This window comes from Neorhizobium descurainiae (assembly GCF_051400715.1).
In the GTDB taxonomy this organism is placed as follows: Bacteria; Pseudomonadota; Alphaproteobacteria; order Rhizobiales; family Rhizobiaceae; genus Neorhizobium.
In genome coordinates this window covers 37731-57495 of sequence record NZ_JBLFFK010000002.1, presented here as the reverse complement: position 1 = coordinate 57495, position 19765 = coordinate 37731, and the positions used below count along the sequence as shown (strand labels likewise).

The following is a 19765-nucleotide window of genomic DNA, read 5'->3' as shown; positions in this document are numbered from 1 at the left end:
GCAACGTCCGGCAAGACGGCGCCAACCTGCCGAAAGTTCAGGCGGCGATCCGGCGATAGCCGGCCGTGACTGCGCGCCGCGAGATGAATCGTGTTTGAGGCTTGCGCGAGGCTGGGTTGAGGGCGGCGGCGCGCCGCTTGCGGCCGAGCACGCGACGGGGGAAGAAGACGTGAATTCCGGCTGCGAGCGCCGCGCAGACGAGGAATGTCGCCTGCATTTCGAGAAGCTGCGATAAAAGCGGAAGCTCGGGGTCGATGAACTGGGCCAGCACCGCCGCAAGCACGACCGCATAGCGCGGGCCGAAGGTGGATTTGCCGAACAGGCAGCCGAAAATCCGCGCCATCCGGCATTCGGGGAGATTGTCGTTGTCGGCGATCGGACCGGAGATTCGCGGATCCTGGTAGGACCACAGCACGTAGAGCATCAGATAGCCGAGGCCGATCCAGGAAACGGTTTCCAGCAGTCCGGGCAGATAGAGGGACACCAGCGCAAGCGGGACCATTGCGGCGATCAGGGCGGCAGACAGTCCGGCAGCGAGGCCGGGAACCGTGGCGACCGCCGTGCGGCGGCCGCGCTGGAGGGAGAAGCTGGCGGTCAGACAGGCAAGCGGACTGGGCAGAAGGACGAGAACGAACGCGGTCGCGGCAAAAGCGAGCCAGATTTCAGCCGTCATTCCATTTCCTCCCGAACGCCGCCAGCGCGTCCGTCATTTCTCGTCTTAAGCTGCTTCGAAGCTCTGGCCGATATGGTCCATCACCTCGCCGAACCATCTTGCCGTCAGATCGAAATGTTTTCCACCCTTGATTCTCGGGAATTCGATCGTCCGCAGTTTTCCGCCCTGGTCTTCGTCGTGACCGGTCACGCCGGAAACCTTGTTCAAGGCGCTCTCGACGGCAAGATCGACCATGCTCTGGATCAGGCGCAGGTCGTCGCCGTTCGCCGGCGCGGAGCGGGCGAAATAGCCGGATTTCTGGACCATGGAGCGTTCGGCGCCGAGAAGGGCGGCGAACTGCTTCTGGAACCAGTTGCCGACGTTGATCGTGTCGATCTTCACGTGCCCGAAAGCGTCTCGCTTGATCGTTTCGCCGGCGGCTTCGCGCTCGGCGACGATCGCGTCCAGGCAGGCGCCTTCCGAAACGAAGAGCGTCACGAAGCCGCGTTTGTCCATCACGTCCTTGAGGCGGGCGGCCTCCTTGTCGAGGTCGAAGGCCATCTCCGGCAGATAGAGACCGTCGATATTCTTCATCGCCGTGTTCATCATGAAGCCTTCGACATATTCGTTGTCCCTGGTCTTCTGAATATAGGCGCGCGCCGTCGCGGCGGTAAGCCAGCCGCAGTGCCGTCCCATCACTTCGTGAATCACAAGTGTGCGAGGTGCAGCACTCTGTTCGTTCGAGACGTTGTCGAAGAAATAGGCCCCGACTTCCGCGGCGGTCCACGCGCCGAGCGACTGGCGGATCGGCACGACGTCGTTGTCGACCGTCTTCGGCAGGCCGACGACCGTCAGGTCGTAACCGTTGGCGCCGAGATAGGCGGCAAGGTCGGCCGCGGTCGTGTTGGTGTCGTCGCCGCCGATCGTGTGGAGAATGGTGATGCCGTCGGCTGCCAGGCGTTCGGCCGCGACGCGAAGCGGGTTTTCGCCCTCCTTGACGAGGCCGCGCTTCACGCAGTCGGCGGCATTGGTGAGCTTGACGCGGCTGTTGCCGATCGGCGAGCCGCCGTAACGATGCAGGAGATGGGCCTTTTCACGCATGTCCCGGGTGATCTCGATGCGGTCGCCGAGCAGGACGCCCTGATAACCGGAACGGTAGGCGACCATCTCGATCTCCGGCGCGACGTCGTTATAGCGCCCGATCAGCCCGCCGACGGCGGAAGACAGGCAGGGCGCAAGGCCTCCGGCGGTCAGCATTGCTACTTTCTGTTTGGCCATCGATCCTCCTTGACGCATGCGCGTGCAGTTCAAAAACCGATGAATGGATGCGACAGAGACGACCGCCTGTAAAGTGAATTTCTCAAGAAAAACCGGAACTTCGCCTCAAAGGTGCAGGATGGCGGAATATAATCGGTTCAACTGCGCGACGACCGTGTCCGGTCTGTTGAAAAAAACGAAGGCGACCGGCCGCGCCGATTGTGCCGCAGAAGGAGGTAACCTGTCGGTGAATGGCCGTGATTGTTCGGAAAACATGAACATAGTTTAATCTGAGATGGGCCGTCCGCCTTCTTGCAATTCCAGGGATAATCTGGTCCATTGCCGCAATGATTTTCGACTTCGCCTGCCTCCAATTTTCCTCCCTCTGGGAACGACTGCTCGGCGCCATCGGCGACGCGGCCGGAAACACGCTCGGCCGCGTGGTGGAGGCGATCCGGACGCTGTTCGAGGGCGATCCGGAAACCCGCCGGAAGGTGTCCTTTTCGGTGGCGATCATCGCGCTCTCCGCCAAGATGGCGAAGGCCGACGGTATAGTGACCGAAGCCGAGGTGAAGGCTTTCCAGCAGATCTTCGATTTTCCGGACGACGAGGCGCGCAACGTGGCGCGGCTCTATAACCTCGCACGGCAGGACGTGGCGGGCTACGAAGCCTATGCGACGAAGCTTGCCGGTCTCTGCAGCTCCGGCGCTTCCGAAAATTGCCCGATGCTGGAAAATGTGGTCGACGGCCTGTTCCATATCGCCAAGGCGGACGGGCTGGTGCACGAGAAGGAGCTCGGCTTCCTCGCCCGGATCGGAGAAATTTTCCGGATCGACGAGGCGCATTTCCGCCGCATCATGGCGCGTCACGTGCATCTCGACGGAGCGGACCCGTACCTTGTCCTCGGCGTGTCGCCGGAAGACGATTTCGCCAAGATCCGCAAGCAATACCGGCTGCTGGTCTCCGAGCATCATCCCGACAGGTTGATCGCCCGCGGCGTGCCTGCCGCGCTGCATGCCGCCGCCAACGAACGCATGGCTGCCCTCAACGCGGCTTATGCGGCGATTTCGAAAGAGCGCCGCGCCGCATGACAGTCTTTACCGCCGACTATGCCGGCGCATCGGTAAGACCTTCTCCCAATCATGGCGAACGTGCCGGCGGGCGAAAGCCGGACATGATCGTCCTGCATTATACGGGCATGGGAAGCGCGGACGGTGCGCTCTCCTGGCTCTGTCGCGAGGAAAGCCAGGTTTCCAGCCACTATTTCGTTCATGAGGATGGGCGCGTGGTGCAGCTCGTGCCGGAAGAGCGCCGCGCGTGGCATGCAGGCAAGAGTTCCTGGGCGGGCGAAACGGACATCAATTCCTGTTCCATCGGCATCGAGATCGCCAATCCGGGCCATCCCGGCGGTTTGCCGGACTTCCCCGGCAAGCAGATCGCTGCGGTTGCCGAAATATGTCGCGATTGCGGCGCGAGATGGGAAATTCCGCCGGAGAGGGTGCTCGGACACTCCGATGTGGCGCCGATCCGCAAGGTCGATCCGGGGGAGAACTTCCCGTGGGAAAAATTGCACGCCAATGGGGTCGGTCATTGGATCGATCCGACCCCGATCAGCGGCGGCCGGTTTTTCCAATTCGGAGAGGGCGGCCAGCCCATCGAAGCGCTGCAGTCGATGCTGTCTCTCTATGGCTACAATATTGAAATAACGGGGACTTTCTGCGAACGCACAAAGGGCGTGGTGGAGGCCTTCCAGCGCCATTTCCGGCCTCGGCTGGTCGACGGGATCGCCGACTTCTCGACCATCGACACATTGCATCGGCTGCTGAAGGCGCTGCCGAAATACAGCTAGGTCAAACGTACCTCCCTGCTCATGGATTTTGCGGTAAAATCAGAAAATTTTTCTGTGCCACATCCTCTCCTTATTATCTCGTTCTAAAGAACTTGGTTAACGCAGCCGCCAGTGTGGACGGGGGTTGCAGAGATAAACGATCAGGTTCGGTGAACACTGCGCCGTCTATCCGGCGGCGCGGTGAGAGGATGTTTGCGTGTGAATGTCCGCGGGCCTGCTAGTCCGGAGACATTCTTATTCAATGAAAAAATTGGCTGTTGCTGCCGCGGCGGGCCTTGCCATGCTCGCCGCGGAAACCGAGTTCGTGCGCGCTCAAGACGACGTGGTCAAAACTTACACCAAACCGCTCATCATTCCATGGGAAACGCGCGAGACCGGCTTTGCCGCTCCTACGGATGCTGCCAAGCGCCTCCTTCGCCAGCTTCACTACGCAAATTTGATCGAGAAATATGCCGATGAATACGGCGTGCCGGTGGAGCTTGCCAATGCAGTGGTCCAGATCGAAAGCAATTTCCGCCCCACCGTGAAAGGCAAGGCCGGTGAGATCGGCCTCATGCAGATCAAGCCCGCAACCGCCCGGCTGATGGGATATGAAGGGCCGGATTACGGTCTCTACGACCCCGAGACGAATATCCGCTTCGGCATGAAATATCTGGCAGGCGCCCACGAACGCGGCGGCGGCAAGACGTGCGGCACCATCCTGAAATACAATGCCGGCCATGCCGCGAAGCGGATGAACCCCGTCTCGAAGCGCTATTGCGACCGGGTGGAGGCGATCCTCGAAACGAAGGACCGGCCGGCGCCGCCTTCATCCCTGGCGTTTGAAGCGACTGCGCTCAGCTACCCGCCCGCGGCACCCCTGATATTTTGATTCCGGAGTCGGCCGGAAATGCTTAGAACAACAGCTATTTCGGCCGATGGAATCAAGAGGACGGGGCATGACGGCAAGGTTCAAATTTATCGTTATCGGCAGAGGCATGATGGGCGCGGCCGCGGCTCGCCACCTCTCCGGATGGACCGACGGCGTGGCGTTGATCGGTCCGGGCGAGCCGGCGGATTACGCGCGGCATGAAGGCGTCTTCGCCAGCCATTACGACGAGGCGCGCATCACCAGGACGATCGATCCCGATCCCGTCTGGGCGCGTCTCGCCAACCGCTCCATTGCCCGATACGGCGAGATCGCCGCCGGGAGCGGCATCGATTTCTACTCCGAATCCGGCTGCCTGCTGGTGGGACCGAAACGGACGGGCGGCGCCCCATCTTACGTCGGCAACGTTCTCGATGCGGCGGCCAGGCTCGGTGTCGCGAGCGAGACGCTGACGGATGGGGATTTGGCGGGCCGTTTTCCATTCTTCTCGTTCCCCCAGGGGAGCGAGGGTGTGTGGGAGCCGAAGAATGCCGGCCATATCAACCCGCGCCGGCTGGTGAAAGCGCAGGCGCTGCTCGCCGAGCGGCAAGGCGCGGCGATCATTCCGGAAACCGTTTCTTCCGTTCGCCAGGAAGGCGACGCCGTCACGGTCACGACCGCCGAAGGCAACAGCTATTCGGGCGAGAAGGTCCTGGTCGCCGCCGGCGGATTTTCCATCAACGAGAATCTCTTGCCGCGACGTCTTGATCTCGAGGTTTATGCCCGTACCGTCGCCTTCTTCGAGGTGGACGAGGCCGCGATGGATGTCTGGGGCAGGGTGCCGTCGCTCATCTGGAAGTGGCGCGAAGGCGAAGACGGCATCTACCTCCTGCCGCCGGTGCGTTATCCTGACGGCAAGATGTATCTCAAGATCGGCGGCGATCCGGATGATCTGCTGTTGCCGACCGAGCCCGACATCCGCGCGTGGTTCCGCTCCGGCGGGCGCGAGAGCACGAAGCAACGGCTCACCGAGATCATGACACGGCTGATGCCGGATCTCGATCTGTCCCGCGCGTCGATGGCCGCCTGCGTCACCTCGTTCACACCGACCGGCTATCCGGCGATCGCGATGACCGAAGCCGACCGCATCGGCATCTTGAGTGGCGGCTGCGGCGCGGCGGCCAAGAGTTCGGACGAGATCGGCAGGCTGGGCGCGGAACTGATCTTCCACGGCCGGATCGTGGACGACGTCTATTCGACGGATTTTTCGGCAAATTACCTGTAAACTCTGGCCTTTAATTCCTATGTCGGTTATGGACCGCATGCCAGTTGGCCGGGCAGCCGCGCTTCACCAATGCCGAAAGGCGGTGAGGTGAGGAAAGTCCGGGCTCCACGGAAACACGGTGCCGGATAACACCCGGCGGGGGCGACCCCAGGGAAAGTGCCACAGAAAGGAAACCGCCCCGCTTTTTCTACCGCTTGGAAACCTCAAGCGGCTGAAATGGCGGGGTAAGGGTGAAAGGGTGGGGTAAGAGCCCACCGCGCCGCTGGCAACAGGGGCGGCAAGGTAAACCCCACCGGGAGCAAGACCGAATAGGGATGACGCGGGCCCAAGCGAAAGCGCGGGCCACAGCCGGTTTCCGGGCCAGTCATCCGGGTGGGTTGCGTGAGGCGATGCGCAAGCATCGTCCCAGATGAATGGCTGCCACGTTCCGGTGCCTGCACCGGAGCCATACAGAACCCGGCTTACAGGCCAACTGGCGTTTCCCTCCATCGGCCCCCCGGAAGGGGCTCGGCATAAATCTCTCCGGCTGCGCGAACGGCGCATTTCGGGGCGCCGTTTTCGGCCGCGCCCTTCCTTGCCTTAGTCCTGAAATTTCCTTTTATTGCAGCGTCTTGAGAGGCCCGCGCGATTCACTTGCGACGGTCTGCGGAGCCGGTTTATCCGCTTGCAGCAATAACCCTTTGTTAAACTTAACGGCTTATAAATAAATCCGGTTTGGGAGCGGCAAGCGGGGCTTCTCCCATTGACGCCCATATGGTCCCATGGTATCCCAAAACTGCACTGCACAGGGGCGAATAAGCGCCCTCCAATCCCCGAGTATCGGCCGCAGGGCCGGGTGGGTTTTCGTCCATCCGGAAGGCGAAGCCGTATTCGGTGCGGCGTGCGCAGGCGGGCTGGGTCCCGTCTTGAACTGCAACGGGGCGGATGTTTGGCGTGATGAGCCGCTTCCTGTCGAATGCGACGAACAGAATCGATGCGAAGGGGCGGGTTTCCGTGCCGGCGAGCTTCCGTTCGGTTCTTTCGGAGCGGGGAATCCAGGAGCTATACTGTCTCCAGGATTTCATCTATCCGGCGATCAGCGTCGGAGGGCCGGATCTGCTCGATCGCTACGAGCGGCAGATCGCTTCCGTGGATCCTTTTTCGCTGGAGGCGAACCGGATGTCGCTGCTCGTGCATGGCGGCGGCGTCTTCATGAGGCTCGACGCGGAGGGCCGGCTGATGGTCACGGATTTCATCCGCGACTTCACGGGAATCGGCTCGGAAGTGACCTTCGTCGGGCGCTCGGATCATTTTCAGTTGTGGCGGCCGCAGGCGTTTCACGAGGCGCAGGCGGCGGCGAGAGAGGGGCGTTCGGGTTTGCGTCCTTCATGAAACAGAGGAGCGGGATGGTGGCGAATCCAGGCGGCGGAACAACCGAGCCCGAAGGCGGACCGGTTCGCCATATCCCGGTTCTCCTCGAAGAAGTCGTCCGGGCGCTCGATCCCCGGCCCGGCAGGCTCATCCTGGATGGCACGTTCGGCGCGGGCGGTTATTCGTCCGCATTGCTTGCCGCAGGCGCGGAGGTGATCGCGCTCGATCGCGATCCGACGGCGATTTCGGCCGGACAGGCGCTGGCCGATATTTCCGGGGGGCGCCTGAAACTCATCCATTCGCAGTTCTCGCGGCTTGCCGACCATGCTCCCGAGGGTGGGCTCGACGGCGTCGTGTTCGATATCGGCGTTTCCTCCATGCAGATCGATGAGGCGGAGCGGGGCTTCTCCTTCCAGAGGAACGGGCCGCTCGACATGCGCATGTCGAAGGACGGCGTTTCGGCGGCCGATGTCGTCAACCGCGCCAAGGCCGGCGATCTTACCCGCATCTTCGGTTTCCTGGGCGAGGAAAAGCAGGCGGGCCGGATCGCCCGCGCCATCGAAAAGCGCCGTGCCGTCGCGCCATTCGCCACCACGCGCGACCTCGCAAACCTCATCGAGACGGTCAATCCGCGCAAGGCCAAGGACAAGATCCATCCGGCGACGCGCGTCTTCCAGGCGCTGCGCATCTTCGTCAACGACGAACTCGGCGAACTCGCCGAGGCGCTGTTTGCCGCCGAGCGGGTTCTGAAACCCGGCGGACGTCTTGTCGTTGTCACCTTTCATTCGCTCGAAGACCGGATCGTCAAGCAGTTCTTCGCCGATCGTTCCGGCAAGGTTTCCGGTTCGCGTCACCTGCCGATGGTCGAGGCGAAGCCGGCGATCTTCGAGGCGCTCGGCAAGCCGATGATCGCCGCGAGCGACGAGGAGGCGGAAGCCAACCCGCGCGCCCGTTCGGCCAAATTGCGGGCAGGCGTCCGCACCGATGCTCCGCCCCGGGCCGCCGACATGTCCATTTTCGATCTGCCCGATCTCGCCAGCCTCGCAAAGATGGGAGCCTAAGGAATGCTCAGAAGCTTCGATCTCGTCCTGATCGGCATCATGACGGCAGCCGCCGTCGTCACCTACACGATCAAGCATCGCGCCGACGAGAAGCTCGCGGAAGTCCGGCGGCTGGAGTCGGAAATCAAGCTGGAGAAGGACACGATCGAGCTCCTGAAGGCGGACTGGGCCTTGCTGACCCAGCCGAACCGTCTGCATCGTCTCATCAACGTCTACAATTCCGAGCTCGGTCTCGCGCCGACCGAACCCACCCAGCTCGCCATGCCGAAGGAGCTGCCGATGATGCGCTCGGCGCTGCCGCAGCCGGAGACGACGATCGAGGATATCATCGCCGGCAAGGACAGTGAGGTCGCGGCGGCCCTGAAGGGCGTTGCCGCCGCCAAGGCCAAGCCGGCCACCAAAATCCCCGTCCCGCTGCCGCGCGGCTCCATTGAAGTCATCTCCACAGGATCGGTGAACCGCTGATGTCTTTTCTGTCCCGCATCATGGTCTTGAAGAGCCGGGCGCATTTTTCCTCCGGCAGTCGCGGACGCGCCTCGGAAGCCGCGTCCTTCGAGGGCACCCGCAAGCGCAAGTCCGCGCAGGCCAAGAACCGCGTCGGCTTGCTGATCGCCGGTTTCGCCGTCTTCTACTGCGTCATCGGCGGTCGCCTCGTGCAGTATGGCGTGGCGCAGCCGCTGACGACGTCGAGCATCCTGCCGGCGGACCGCCTGATGGCCTCGCGGCCCGATCTCGTCGATCGCAACGGGGAATTGCTGGCGACCGATATCCGCACGGTGTCGCTCTTTGCCGAGCCGCACAAGATCGTCGATGCGGACGAGGTCATCGAAAAGCTCTCCACCGTGCTTCACGATCTCGACGTGAGATCGACCTATTCGAAGCTCAAGTCCAATTCCCGTTTCCAGTGGCTGCGCCGCCAGCTCACGCCGAAGCAGCAGAGCCAGATTCTGGCGCTCGGCATTCCCGGCATCGGTTTCCGGCCGGAGAAGCGCCGCTTCTATCCGGGGGGGACGACCGCAGCGCACGTCGTCGGTTACGTCAACATCGACAATCGCGGCGTTGCCGGCATGGAACGCTACGTCGACAATCAGGGGCTCGCCGACCTCGCGGCCGTGGGCATGACCTCCAGTCAGCCGCTGGAGCCGGTCAAGCTGTCGATCGATCTACGCGTCCAGTCGATCGTTCGCGACGTGGTTGCCGAATCGATGACCAAGTATCGCTCCATCGGCGCCGGCGCCGTCGTGCTCGACGTCCATACCGGCGAAATACTGGGCATGGCGTCCGCACCGGATTTCGATCCCAACAATCCGGCCGTCGGCGGCGAGGAGGGGTGGTTCAACCGCATGTCGAACGGCACGTTCGAAATGGGCTCCACCTTCAAGTCCTTCACCATCGCCATGGGTCTCGACTCGGGCAAGATGAACCTGCAGAGCACGTTCGACGCGCGCTATCCGATCCGCATCGGCGGTTTCACCATCAAGGATTTCCACGGCAAGGGACGGGTGCTCAGCGTGCCCGAGATCTTCCAGTATTCCTCCAATATCGGCACCGCGAAGATCGCCGATGCCGTCGGCATCGAAGGCCACAAGGACTTCCTCACCAAGCTTGGCCTGCTGACCAAGATGCAGACCGAGCTTCCGGAAGTGGCGCAGCCGAGCCAGCCTCGCGAATGGAAGAAGATCAACTCGATCACCATCTCCTTCGGCCACGGCGTCTCCACGACGCCGCTGCAGACCGCCGTCGCGGGTGCGGCGCTCGTCAATGGCGGCAAGCTGATCGAACCGACTTTCCTGCCGCGCACGCGCGAGGAGGCCGACAAGGTGGCGACCCAGGTGCTCAAACCCTCGACCAGCAAGGACATGCGCTTCCTTTTCGATTGGAACGGCATCAACGGGTCCGGCAGGAATGCGCGCGTTGCCGGTTTCGACGTCGGCGGCAAGACGGGCACGGCCGACAAGGTGGTCAACGGGCGCTACGCGCACGACAAGAACTTCAACGCGTTCCTGGCGGCCTTTCCGATGGACAATCCGCAGTATGTCGTCCTGACGTTCTCCGATGAACCGAAGACCGACAAGGGCAATGGCGCGGCGCTCGCGGCCACGTCCGCCGCGCCGATGGTGAAGGAAATCATCAGCCGCGCAGCGCCTATTCTCGGTGTAAAGCCGAAATTCGGCAATGACGGCTCTGCCCTGCTCGTGTCTTATTGAGCGATAACAACTTGAGCGGACGATTCGTGGGGACGACGGGACGACGCTCAGAATGGACAATCAGTCGATGAAATTGCGAGACCTTGCCGGTCAGGACTTTCCGGAAATAGCCGAGCTGATGGCGGGGCCGGCGGGCGATCTCGATGTGACAGGCCTTTCCTCCGACAGCCGCAGGGTGAAGCCCGGCATGCTGTTTGCCGCGCTTGCCGGCTCGAAGGCGGACGGCTCGGCCTATATCGGCGATGCCGCCGCCCGCGGTGCTATCGCGGCGATCGCCGCCCATCCTGCCGAAGCGGGCATTCCGGTTCTTGCGGTTTCCAATCCGCGCCGGCTTCTCGCGCTCGCTGCCGCCCGGTTCTACGACGCCCAGCCGGAAACCATGGTCGCGGTGACGGGAACGGCGGGCAAGACCTCCGTCGCTTCCTTCACCCGCCAGATCTGGGCGCATGCCGGTCATGCCGCGGCGCAGATCGGCACGACCGGCGTCGTCTCGCCGACCCGCAACGATTACGGCTCGCTGACGACGCCCGATCCGGTGGAACTCCAGAAACTTCTTGCGGAACTGGCTGCGGAGGGTGTCACCCATGCGGCGATGGAAGCCTCCAGCCACGGTCTCGACCAGAGCCGGCTCGACGGCGTGCGGCTTTCCGCCGCCGGTTTCACCAATCTCGGCCGCGACCACATGGACTACCATCCGACGGTCGAAAGCTACATGGCCGCGAAGATGCGGCTCTTCGATACGCTGCTGCCGAAGGGCGCGCCGGCCGTGATCTTCGCCGACGATGCCTGGTCTGACGAAGCCGTCCGTGCGGCGACCGCCGCGGGCCTCGATGTGCGCACCGTCGGGCGGCGTGGCGATTACCTTTCTCTCAAGCGCGTCGAGCATTTCCGCCACCGGCAGATGGCCGAGGTGCATTTCGGCGGTGAGATTTTCGAGGTCGATATTCCGCTTGCCGGCGATTTCCAGGTGGCGAACGCGCTCGTCGCGGCCGGCCTTGCCATGTCGACCGGCGTGCCGGCTTCCGCCGCGATGGCCGCATTCGAAAAGCTCACCGGCGCCTCCGGCCGTCTCGAACTCGTCGGCCAGACGAAGGACGGCGCGCCCGCCTATGTAGATTATGCCCACAAGCCGGATGCGCTGGAAAACGTCCTGACGTCCGTCCGTCCCTTCACGACGGGCCGCGTCGTCGTGGTCTTCGGCTGCGGCGGCGACCGCGACAAGGGCAAGCGGCCGATCATGGGCGAGGTTGCGACACGGCTTGCCGATGTCGTCATCGTCACCGACGACAATCCGCGCTCGGAAGTTCCGGAAGTGATCCGCGCGGAGATCATGGCTGCGGCACCGGGCGCGATCGAGATCGGCGATCGGGCGCAGGCGATCCGCGAGGCGGTGAGGATGCTGCATTCGGGCGATACGCTGATCGTCGCCGGCAAGGGCCATGAGGAGGGCCAGACGATCGGCACGACGGTCCTGCCGTTTTCCGACCATGTGGAAGTACGCAAGGCACTGGAGGAGCTGAAGCCATGAGCTTTCTGTGGACCTCTGAAGACATGACGGCCGTGATAGGCGGCCGGCCGATCGGCACGCTGCCGGAAGGCATCACGGGCATTTCCATCGACAGCCGGTCGATCGGGGAAGGCGAAGCCTTCTTCGCCATCAAGGGCGATCGCGTCGATGGCCACGACTTCGCCAGCATGGCGGTGGCGAACGGCGCCTCGCTCATTGTCGTCAGCGAGGCGAAGCTTCCGGCGCTCGGCCGGCTGATCGTGCCGATGATCGTCGTCGACGACGTGCTGGCCGCGCTTGGGCGGCTTGCAGTAGCGTCGCGCGAACGGAGCAATGCCCGGATTGTTGCGGTCACCGGTTCGGTCGGCAAGACGACGACGAAGGAAATGCTGCGGCACGTGCTGGCGCCCTCCGGCAAGGTGCATGCGGCCGTCGCGTCCTTCAACAATCACTGGGGCGTGCCGCTGACGCTGGCGCGCATGCCGGCGGATGCCGAGTTCGGCATTTTCGAGATCGGCATGAACCATCCGGACGAGATCCGGCCTCTGGTGAAAATGGTGCGGCCGCATGTGGCGATGATCACCACGATCGCCGCCGCTCATCTCGGCCATTTCAAGAATCTCGAGGAGATCGCCGCCGCAAAGGCGGAGATTTTCGAAGGCGTCGAGCCGGGCGGAGCGGCGATCCTCAACCGCGATATCCGGCAGTTCGGCTTTCTGGAGCAAAAGGCCCAGGAGGCGGGCATTGCGCGTGTCTATACCTTCGGCCAGCATGCCAAGGCGGATTTCCGCCTCGCGGATTTCGAGGGCAATGCGGAAAGCTCGACCGTCTGGGCCGTGCTGAACGGCGAGACATCGGAAATCCATATCGGTGCGCCCGGCCGCCACATCGCCGAAAACGCCATGGCGGCGCTCGGCGCCTGCCTGCTCGTCGGGGCGGACATGGCGAAGGCGATGGAGGCTCTTGCCGCGCTGAAGCCGGTGAAGGGCAGGGGCGAGCGCCACCTGCTCGGCATCGGCGAGGGCCACCTGACGCTGATCGACGAAAGCTACAATGCCAATCCGGCTTCCATGCGCGCGGCGATCGCGCTGCTTGCATCCGCGACGCCGGAACTGACCGGGCGGCGAATCGCCGTGCTCGGCGACATGCTCGAAATGGGCGAATTCTCCGCCAAAGTGCACGAGGAACTGGCCGGCCCGCTGCTTGCCGCCGGCATCGGGCATGTCTGGCTTGCCGGCCCGGAAATGGCGGCGCTGCGCGATGCGCTGCCCGACAGCGTCCAGGTGGAATACCGCGAAAAGACTTCGGAGCTTGCCGATTTCGTCGTGCGCGCGGTCATCCCCGGCGACGTGGTCATGGTGAAGTCGTCGCTCGGGCTCGGTTTCGGCAAGATCGTCGCCGCGCTTCTTGACAACTATCCGGCGTTCTCCGACACGGGGCGCCAATCTTGATAAGACGCGGCTTGAGAAAGGGCCCTGAATGCTGATCTGGCTTGTGGAACTGGCGGATAAACTTCAATTCTTCAATCTGTTCCGATACATCACCTTCCGGACCGGTGCCGCCCTCTTCACCTCGGCCCTGATCGTCTTCCTCTTCGGCCCCGCGATCATCGACTCGCTTCGCGTCCGGCAGGGCAAGGGCCAGCCGATCCGGGCAGACGGACCGCAGACCCATTTCAAGAAGGCCGGCACGCCGACCATGGGCGGCCTGATGATTCTCGCCGGCATCGTCGGCGGTTCGCTTCTCTGGGCCGATCTTTCCAATATCTATGTCGTCGCCACGCTGCTGGTGACGCTCGGTTTCGGTGCGATCGGTTTTTATGACGATTACCTCAAGGTCACGAAGCAGACGGACAAGGGCTTTTCCGGCAAGGCGCGCCTCGCCATCGAATTCGTGATCGCCGGCATCGCCGTCTTCTTCATGATGCGCATGGCGCTCGCCACCGGCTCGTCGACCAATCCGACCCTCGGCACCTCGGTCGCGTTTCCCTTCTTCAAGGACCTGTTCATCAATCTCGGCATTTTCTTCGTGCTGTTCGGCGGTTTCGTGATCGTCGCGGCCGGCAATGCGGTGAACCTGACGGACGGTCTCGACGGGCTCGCCATCGTGCCGGTGATGATTGCCGCCGCCTCCTTCGGCGTGATCGCCTATCTCGCGGGCAACGCGGTCTTCGCGAACTATCTGCAGATCAACTTCGTTCCGGGGACGGGCGAGCTTGCCGTCATCCTCGGCGCGGTGATCGGCGCGGGTCTCGGCTTCCTTTGGTTCAACGCGCCGCCGGCCGCGATCTTCATGGGCGATACCGGTTCGCTGGCGCTCGGCGGCCTGATCGGCTCCGTCGCCGTCGCCACCAAGCACGAGATCGTCATGGCGATCATCGGCGGTCTCTTCGTGATCGAGACGCTCTCGGTCATCATCCAGGTAGGGTTCTTCAAGATGACCGGCCGGCGCGTTTTCCTGATGGCGCCGATCCATCACCATTTCGAAAAGCTCGGCTGGACGGAGAGCCAGGTGGTGATCCGTTTCTGGATCATCGCCGTCGGGCTGGCGATGCTCGGCCTTTCGACGCTCAAGCTGCGGTGACGCCAAGATGATTCCGGCCACCACATTCAGGGACAAGCAGGTCGCGCTCTTCGGGCTCGGCGGCTCGGGCCTTGCGACGGCAAAAGCGCTTGTCGCCGGCGGCGCGAAGGTCGTCGCCTGGGACGACAATCCGGACAGCGTTGCGAAGGCGGCGGGCGAGGGGATCGCGACCGCCGATCTGCGCACCATCGACTGGCCGGCACAGGCCGCCTTCGTGCTGTCGCCCGGCGTGCCGCTCACCCATCCGAAGCCTCACTGGAGCGTCGATCTCGCCCGTGCGGCCGGCGTCGAGATCATCGGCGATGTCGAGCTTTTCGTCCGCGAGCGTCGCGCGCATGCGCCGGACTGCCCGTTCATCGCCATCACCGGCACCAACGGCAAGTCGACCACCACGGCATTGATCGCCCATATCCTGAAATCGAGCGGCCGCGACACGCAGCTTGGCGGCAATATCGGCACGGCGATCCTGACGCTCGATCCACCGAAGGCGGAACGCTACTTTGTCGTCGAGTGCTCCTCCTACCAGATCGATCTTGCGCCGACGCTCAATCCGACCGCCGGCATCCTTTTGAACCTCACGCCCGACCATCTCGATCGCCACGGCACGATGCAGCACTATGCCGACGTGAAGGAGCGGCTGGTCGCCGGCAGCCGGACGGCGGTGATCGGCGTCGATGATTCCTACAGCGCCCTGATCGCCGACCGGGTCGAGCGTGCCGGCGTCGCCGTCAGGCGGATTTCCAAGCGCAGCGTCGTCGCCGATGGTCTCTATGCGGAGGGCAGCCGGATCGTTGAAGCGCATGGCGGGACGTCGTCGCCGTTCGTCGATCTCGACGGTATCCAGACGCTGAAAGGCAGCCATAACGCCCAGAACGCCGCAGCGGCGATCGCCGTCTGCCTGGCCGTCGGCGTGTCCGGGGAGGATATCCGCACGGGCCTCAAATCCTTCCCCGGTCTCAAGCACCGCATGCAGCCGGTCGGCCAATTGATGAACCGCGGGGGCGGTCAGGTCGTCTTCGTCAACGATTCGAAGGCCACCAATGCGGATGCGGCCGCTCCGGCGCTTTCCAGCTACAACCGCATCTACTGGATCGCCGGCGGTTTGCCGAAAGAAGGCGGGATCGTAAGCCTTGCTCCACTTTTCCCGCGTATCGTCAAAGCCTACCTGATCGGAGAGGCGGCGCCGGCCTTCGCGGCGACGCTCGGCGAGGCGGTGCCTTACGAAATATCGGGCACGCTGGACAGGGCCGTCGCCCATGCCGCCGAAGACGCAGGCGCCGACGCCACGCCGTCCGCGGTGATGTTGTCGCCCGCCTGCGCCAGCTTCGATCAGTTTAAGAATTTCGAGGTTCGCGGCGATGCCTTCGTCGGCCATGTCGCAGCCCTCGACGGCGTTACGATGTTGATCGACCTCGGTTGATCGGGACGGAAGGGGAAGCTGACAGATGGTAAGCCGCGCAGATCGTGGGCCGCTCGCAGACTGGTTCTGGACGATCGACCGTTTCTTCCTCGCTGCCTTCGTGCTCCTCATGGGCATCGGCTTCATGCTTTCCTTCGCCGCCTCGCCGGCGGTGGCCGAGCGGATCGGTCTCGACAGCTTCCATTTCGTCGAGCGGCACGCATTCTTCATCCTGCCGTCGCTTGCGGTGATGGTCGGGTTGTCCTTCCTGACACCGAGGCAGGTGCGCCGCACCGCGATCGTCCTCCTGGTCATATCCGTGGCGATGATGGTGCTGGCGCTGTTCTTCGGCGTCGAGGTCAAGGGATCGCGCCGCTGGCTCGGCGTCGGCAGCTTCTCCATCCAGCCGTCGGAATTCATGAAGCCGGCCTTCGTCGTGGTTTGCGCCTGGCTCTTTGCCGAGCATGCGCGCCAGCCGGAAATTCCCGGCAATCTTTTCGCCATCATCCTGTTCGGCATCGTTGCAGCACTGCTCGTCGCCCAGCCGGACTTCGGTCAGACCATCCTGACCAGCGTCGTCTGGGGCGGCATGTTCTTCATGGCCGGCATGCCGTGGCTCTGGATATTCCTGCTCGGCGGCGTCGGCGCCGGCGGCATCGTCGCGGCCTATTACATGCTGCCGCACGTGACGGCGCGCTTCGACAAGTTCCTGACCGGCGAGGGCGACCGCTTCCAGATCGAGACCGCCCACGAAGCCATTCTACAGGGCGGCTGGTTCGGCCAGGGGCCGGGCGAAGGCATCGTCAAGCGCATCCTGCCGGATAGCCACACGGACTTCATCTTCTCCGTTGCCGCGGAGGAATTCGGCATTATCTTCTGCATGGCGCTGGTGGCGATCTTCGCCTTCGTCGTGCTGCGCGGCCTGAACCACGCCTTCAAGGAGCGCAACGACTTCAACCGCTTTGCCGTTGCCGGCCTGGTACTGCAGATCGGCATGCAGTCGTTGATCAACATCGGCGTCAACCTCGAACTGATGCCGGCCAAGGGGATGACGCTGCCTTTGATCTCCTATGGCGGCTCGTCAATGATCGCGATCTGCGTCACGGCCGGCTTCATTCTGGCGCTGACGCGCCACCGTCCCGAGAAGCGGGCGCAGGAGAGAAGCCTGTTCCGTGTCGCCTCGGGCGTGCCGGCGGAGTAAATATAGATGACCAAAGGCATCATCCTGCTCGCCGCCGGGGGAACCGGCGGTCACGTATTTCCCGCTGAGGCGCTCGGCTACGAGCTCCGCGAACGTGGTTATTCCGTCCATCTCGTCACCGACAGCCGGGCCGAGCGGTTCGCCGGCACGTTTCCGGCCGAGGAAATCCATGTCGTGCCCTCCGCGACCCTGGGCTTGAAGAACCCGGTTGCGCTCGCTCGCACCGGCTGGAAGCTCTGGACGGGGCTCAGAGCTGCGCGCCGGCTGATCGGCAGGCTGAAGCCGCTCGCCGTCGTCGGTTTCGGCGGCTATCCCACCGTGCCGCCGCTGATGGCTGCGACCTCCATGGGCGTGCCGTCGATGATCCACGAGCAGAACGCCGTGATGGGCCGCGCCAATAAGGCCCTGGCGGCCAAGGTCCAGGCGATTGCGGGCGGTTTCCTGCCCGAGAGCAACGGCCCCTATGCGGACAAGACGGTCACGACCGGCAATCCCGTGCGTCCTGCGGTGCTCGCCGCTTCGAACATCCCGTATGTCGCTTCCCGAGGCAGTGATCCGTTCCGCCTCGTGGTCTTCGGCGGCAGCCAGGGCGCGCAGTTCTTTTCCTCCGCCGTACCGACGGCATTGAGCCTGCTCGACAAGGCCGAGCGCGACCGTCTCGTCCTCACCCAGCAGGCGCGTCCCGAGGACAAGGATCGCGTGACATCCTGCTTTGCCAAGCTCCAGGCGCCGGCGGATGTCTCCTCTTTCTTCTCGGACATGGCGGAACGGCTTGCGACGGCGCATCTCGTCATCTGCCGCTCCGGCGCCTCGACCGTCTCGGAAATCGCGGTGATCGGCCGCCCGGCCATTCTCGTGCCTTACCCGCATGCTCTGGATCATGATCAGGCGGCCAATGCGGCGGCGCTCGTCGCGACGGGCGGAGCGCAGGTCGCGCCGCAATCGGAGCTTTCGCCGGAGAAGCTCGCGTCGCTGGTTTCGGCGGCGATGAAGGAGCCGGACCGGCTCGAGAAGATGGCCGCGGCTGCGAAAACGGCGGGGCATCCGAACGCGGCAAGCTTGCTTGCGGATATGGTCGTCGCTATTGCCGAGCGCAGATCGGTTGCGGAATTCAAGACGTCGCAAGACATGAAATTGAAAGACAGGGGAGTACAGGCATGAAGATGCCGAAGGCCATCGGGCTCGTTCATTTCATCGGCATCGGCGGGATCGGCATGAGCGGCATCGCCGAGGTGCTGCACAATCTCGGCCACAAGGTGCAGGGCTCGGATCAGGCCGATGGCGCCAACGTCCAGCGCCTGCGCGACAAGGGCATTCCGGTCTTCGTCGGCCACCAGGCGGAAAATCTCGGCGATGCCGAAGTCGTCGTCGTGTCGACCGCCATCAAGAAGAACAATCCGGAGCTTGTCGCGGCGCGTGAAAAATCGCTGCCGATCGTCCGCCGCGCCGAAATGCTCGCGGAACTGATGCGCTTCCGCAATGCGATCGCCATCGGCGGCACGCATGGCAAGACGACCACTACTTCGATGGTTGCCACCCTTCTGGAAGCCGGCGGGCTCGACCCGACCGTCATCAACGGCGGCATCATCAATGCCTATGGCACCAATGCCCGCATGGGGGAGGGCGAGTGGATGGTGGTCGAGGCCGACGAATCGGACGGAACCTTCCTGAAACTTCCCGCCGACGTGGCGGTCGTCACCAATATCGACCCGGAACATCTCGACCATTACGGCAATTTCGACGCGGTGCGTGCGGCCTTCCGGCAGTTCGTCGAGAACGTGCCCTTTTACGGCTTCGGCGTGCTCTGCCTCGACCATCCGGAGGTGCAGGCGCTCGTCGGCCGGATCGAAGATCGCAAGATCGTCACCTATGGCGAGAATCCGCAGGCCGACGCCCGCTTCCTCAACGTCCGCATGGAAGGCACCAAGTCTGTTTTCGACGTGGAAATCCGCCGCCGCCGTACCGGCCGGGTCTTCAGTTTCAAGAATCTGACGCTGCCGATGCCCGGCCGCCACAACATCTCCAACGCCACCGCCGCGATCGCCGTCGCCAACCGGCTCGGCATCTCGGAAGAGAACATCCGAAAGGGGCTTGCCGCCTTCGGCGGCGTCAAACGGCGCTTCACGCTCACCGGAACCGTCAACGGCGTGTCGATCTTCGACGACTACGGCCACCATCCGGTAGAGATCAAGGCGGTGCTGAGAGCGGCGCGCGAGGCCTGCCAGGGCCGCATCGTCGCCGTGCACCAGCCGCACCGCTATACGAGACTTTCGAGCCTGTTCGAGGACTTCGCCAACTGCTTCAACGATGCCGACAGCATCATCCTCGCACCGGTCTATGCGGCGGGCGAGGAGCCGATCGAAGGCGTCAATTCGGAAGCGCTGGTCGCCCGCATCCGCTCCGGCGGCCATCGCGACGCGCGGTACATGGCATCTCCCGCGGAACTCGCCTCGATCGTATCGGGCATTGCTAAACCGGGTGATTTCGTGGTTCTTCTGGGGGCTGGCAATATTACGCAATGGGCGGCCGCATTGCCGAAGGAACTGGAAAGCATATCGGGACAATAG

Annotated in this window: 17 protein-coding genes and 1 other RNA gene; 16 read left to right on the top strand and 2 right to left on the bottom strand. The window is 63.5% G+C overall.

Annotation, left to right across the window (positions count from 1 at the left end; all coding sequences use genetic code 11):
- Positions 1 to 37: 37 nt before the first annotated feature.
- Both ACMGE0_RS03940 and ACMGE0_RS03935 read right to left on the bottom strand, forming a co-directional pair.
- The gene (locus ACMGE0_RS03940; RefSeq protein ID WP_436814566.1) at positions 38 to 673 is read right to left on the bottom strand and encodes a LysE family translocator; all 636 of its coding nucleotides are present in this window, start codon (positions 671 to 673) and stop codon (positions 38 to 40) included.
- Positions 674 to 718: 45 nt separating this feature from the next.
- The gene (locus ACMGE0_RS03935; RefSeq protein WP_436814565.1) at positions 719 to 1930 is read right to left on the bottom strand and encodes a pyrophosphate--fructose-6-phosphate 1-phosphotransferase; all 1212 of its coding nucleotides are present in this window, start codon (positions 1928 to 1930) and stop codon (positions 719 to 721) included.
- A gap of 326 nt (positions 1931 to 2256) precedes the next feature.
- Between ACMGE0_RS03935 and ACMGE0_RS03930 the strand changes: the two genes are divergently transcribed.
- The 16 genes from ACMGE0_RS03930 to murC all read left to right on the top strand — a co-directional run bounded on the left by ACMGE0_RS03930 (position 2257) and on the right by murC (position 19765).
- Positions 2257 to 3000 carry a TerB family tellurite resistance protein gene (locus ACMGE0_RS03930; protein WP_436814564.1) on the top strand — a complete coding sequence of 248 codons (744 nt, stop codon included), beginning with the start codon at positions 2257 to 2259 and terminating at the stop codon, positions 2998 to 3000.
- The gene (locus tag ACMGE0_RS03925; RefSeq protein WP_436814563.1) at positions 2997 to 3758 is read left to right on the top strand and encodes an N-acetylmuramoyl-L-alanine amidase; all 762 of its coding nucleotides are present in this window, start codon (positions 2997 to 2999) and stop codon (positions 3756 to 3758) included. Before ACMGE0_RS03930 ends, ACMGE0_RS03925 begins: the two co-directional genes overlap by 4 nt.
- 241 nt (positions 3759 to 3999) lie before the next feature.
- The gene (locus ACMGE0_RS03920; RefSeq protein WP_436814562.1) at positions 4000 to 4629 is read left to right on the top strand and encodes a lytic transglycosylase domain-containing protein; all 630 of its coding nucleotides are present in this window, start codon (positions 4000 to 4002) and stop codon (positions 4627 to 4629) included.
- Between the two features lie 67 nt (positions 4630 to 4696).
- Positions 4697 to 5890, top strand: a complete 1194-nt coding sequence (locus ACMGE0_RS03915; protein ID WP_436814561.1) for an NAD(P)/FAD-dependent oxidoreductase — start codon at positions 4697 to 4699, stop codon at positions 5888 to 5890.
- Between the two features lie 40 nt (positions 5891 to 5930).
- Positions 5931 to 6370, top strand: an RNA gene (gene rnpB / locus ACMGE0_RS03910) — RNase P RNA component class A.
- Between the two features lie 444 nt (positions 6371 to 6814).
- Positions 6815 to 7261: a division/cell wall cluster transcriptional repressor MraZ gene (mraZ, locus tag ACMGE0_RS03905; RefSeq protein WP_436814560.1), complete on the top strand. Its 447-nt coding sequence runs from the start codon at positions 6815 to 6817 to the stop codon at positions 7259 to 7261.
- A gap of 14 nt (positions 7262 to 7275) precedes the next feature.
- Positions 7276 to 8301, top strand: coding sequence for a 16S rRNA (cytosine(1402)-N(4))-methyltransferase RsmH (rsmH, locus tag ACMGE0_RS03900; RefSeq protein ID WP_436814559.1), 1026 nt, complete (start codon positions 7276 to 7278; stop codon positions 8299 to 8301).
- Between the two features lie 3 nt (positions 8302 to 8304).
- Positions 8305 to 8766 carry a cell division protein FtsL gene (gene ftsL / locus ACMGE0_RS03895; protein WP_436814558.1) on the top strand — a complete coding sequence of 154 codons (462 nt, stop codon included), beginning with the start codon at positions 8305 to 8307 and terminating at the stop codon, positions 8764 to 8766.
- On the top strand, positions 8766 to 10508 hold the full coding sequence (locus ACMGE0_RS03890) for a peptidoglycan D,D-transpeptidase FtsI family protein (RefSeq protein ID WP_436814557.1): 1743 nt from the start codon (positions 8766 to 8768) through the stop codon (positions 10506 to 10508). The genes ftsL and ACMGE0_RS03890 overlap by 1 nt, the downstream gene beginning before the upstream one ends.
- Before the next feature lie 67 nt (positions 10509 to 10575).
- Positions 10576 to 12036 carry a UDP-N-acetylmuramoyl-L-alanyl-D-glutamate--2,6-diaminopimelate ligase gene (locus tag ACMGE0_RS03885; protein ID WP_436814556.1) on the top strand — a complete coding sequence of 487 codons (1461 nt, stop codon included), beginning with the start codon at positions 10576 to 10578 and terminating at the stop codon, positions 12034 to 12036.
- Complete coding sequence (locus ACMGE0_RS03880) at positions 12033 to 13466, top strand: UDP-N-acetylmuramoylalanyl-D-glutamyl-2,6-diaminopimelate--D-alanyl-D-alanine ligase (RefSeq protein ID WP_436814555.1); 1434 nt, start codon at positions 12033 to 12035, stop codon at positions 13464 to 13466. The genes ACMGE0_RS03885 and ACMGE0_RS03880 overlap by 4 nt, the downstream gene beginning before the upstream one ends.
- Positions 13467 to 13494: 28 nt before the next feature.
- Entirely contained in the window at positions 13495 to 14598 is a 1104-nt protein-coding gene (gene mraY / locus ACMGE0_RS03875; RefSeq protein WP_436814554.1) for a phospho-N-acetylmuramoyl-pentapeptide-transferase, read from the top strand.
- A gap of 7 nt (positions 14599 to 14605) precedes the next feature.
- Entirely contained in the window at positions 14606 to 16018 is a 1413-nt protein-coding gene (murD, locus tag ACMGE0_RS03870) for a UDP-N-acetylmuramoyl-L-alanine--D-glutamate ligase (protein ID WP_436814553.1), read from the top strand.
- Positions 16019 to 16043: 25 nt separating this feature from the next.
- A complete protein-coding gene (ftsW, locus tag ACMGE0_RS03865; RefSeq protein ID WP_436814552.1) occupies positions 16044 to 17198 on the top strand; it encodes a putative lipid II flippase FtsW in 1155 nt (384 codons plus the stop codon).
- Between the two features lie 6 nt (positions 17199 to 17204).
- Complete coding sequence (gene murG, locus ACMGE0_RS03860; RefSeq protein ID WP_436814551.1) at positions 17205 to 18359, top strand: undecaprenyldiphospho-muramoylpentapeptide beta-N-acetylglucosaminyltransferase; 1155 nt, start codon at positions 17205 to 17207, stop codon at positions 18357 to 18359.
- The gene (murC, locus tag ACMGE0_RS03855) at positions 18356 to 19765 is read left to right on the top strand and encodes a UDP-N-acetylmuramate--L-alanine ligase (protein WP_436814550.1); all 1410 of its coding nucleotides are present in this window, start codon (positions 18356 to 18358) and stop codon (positions 19763 to 19765) included. The genes murG and murC overlap by 4 nt, the downstream gene beginning before the upstream one ends.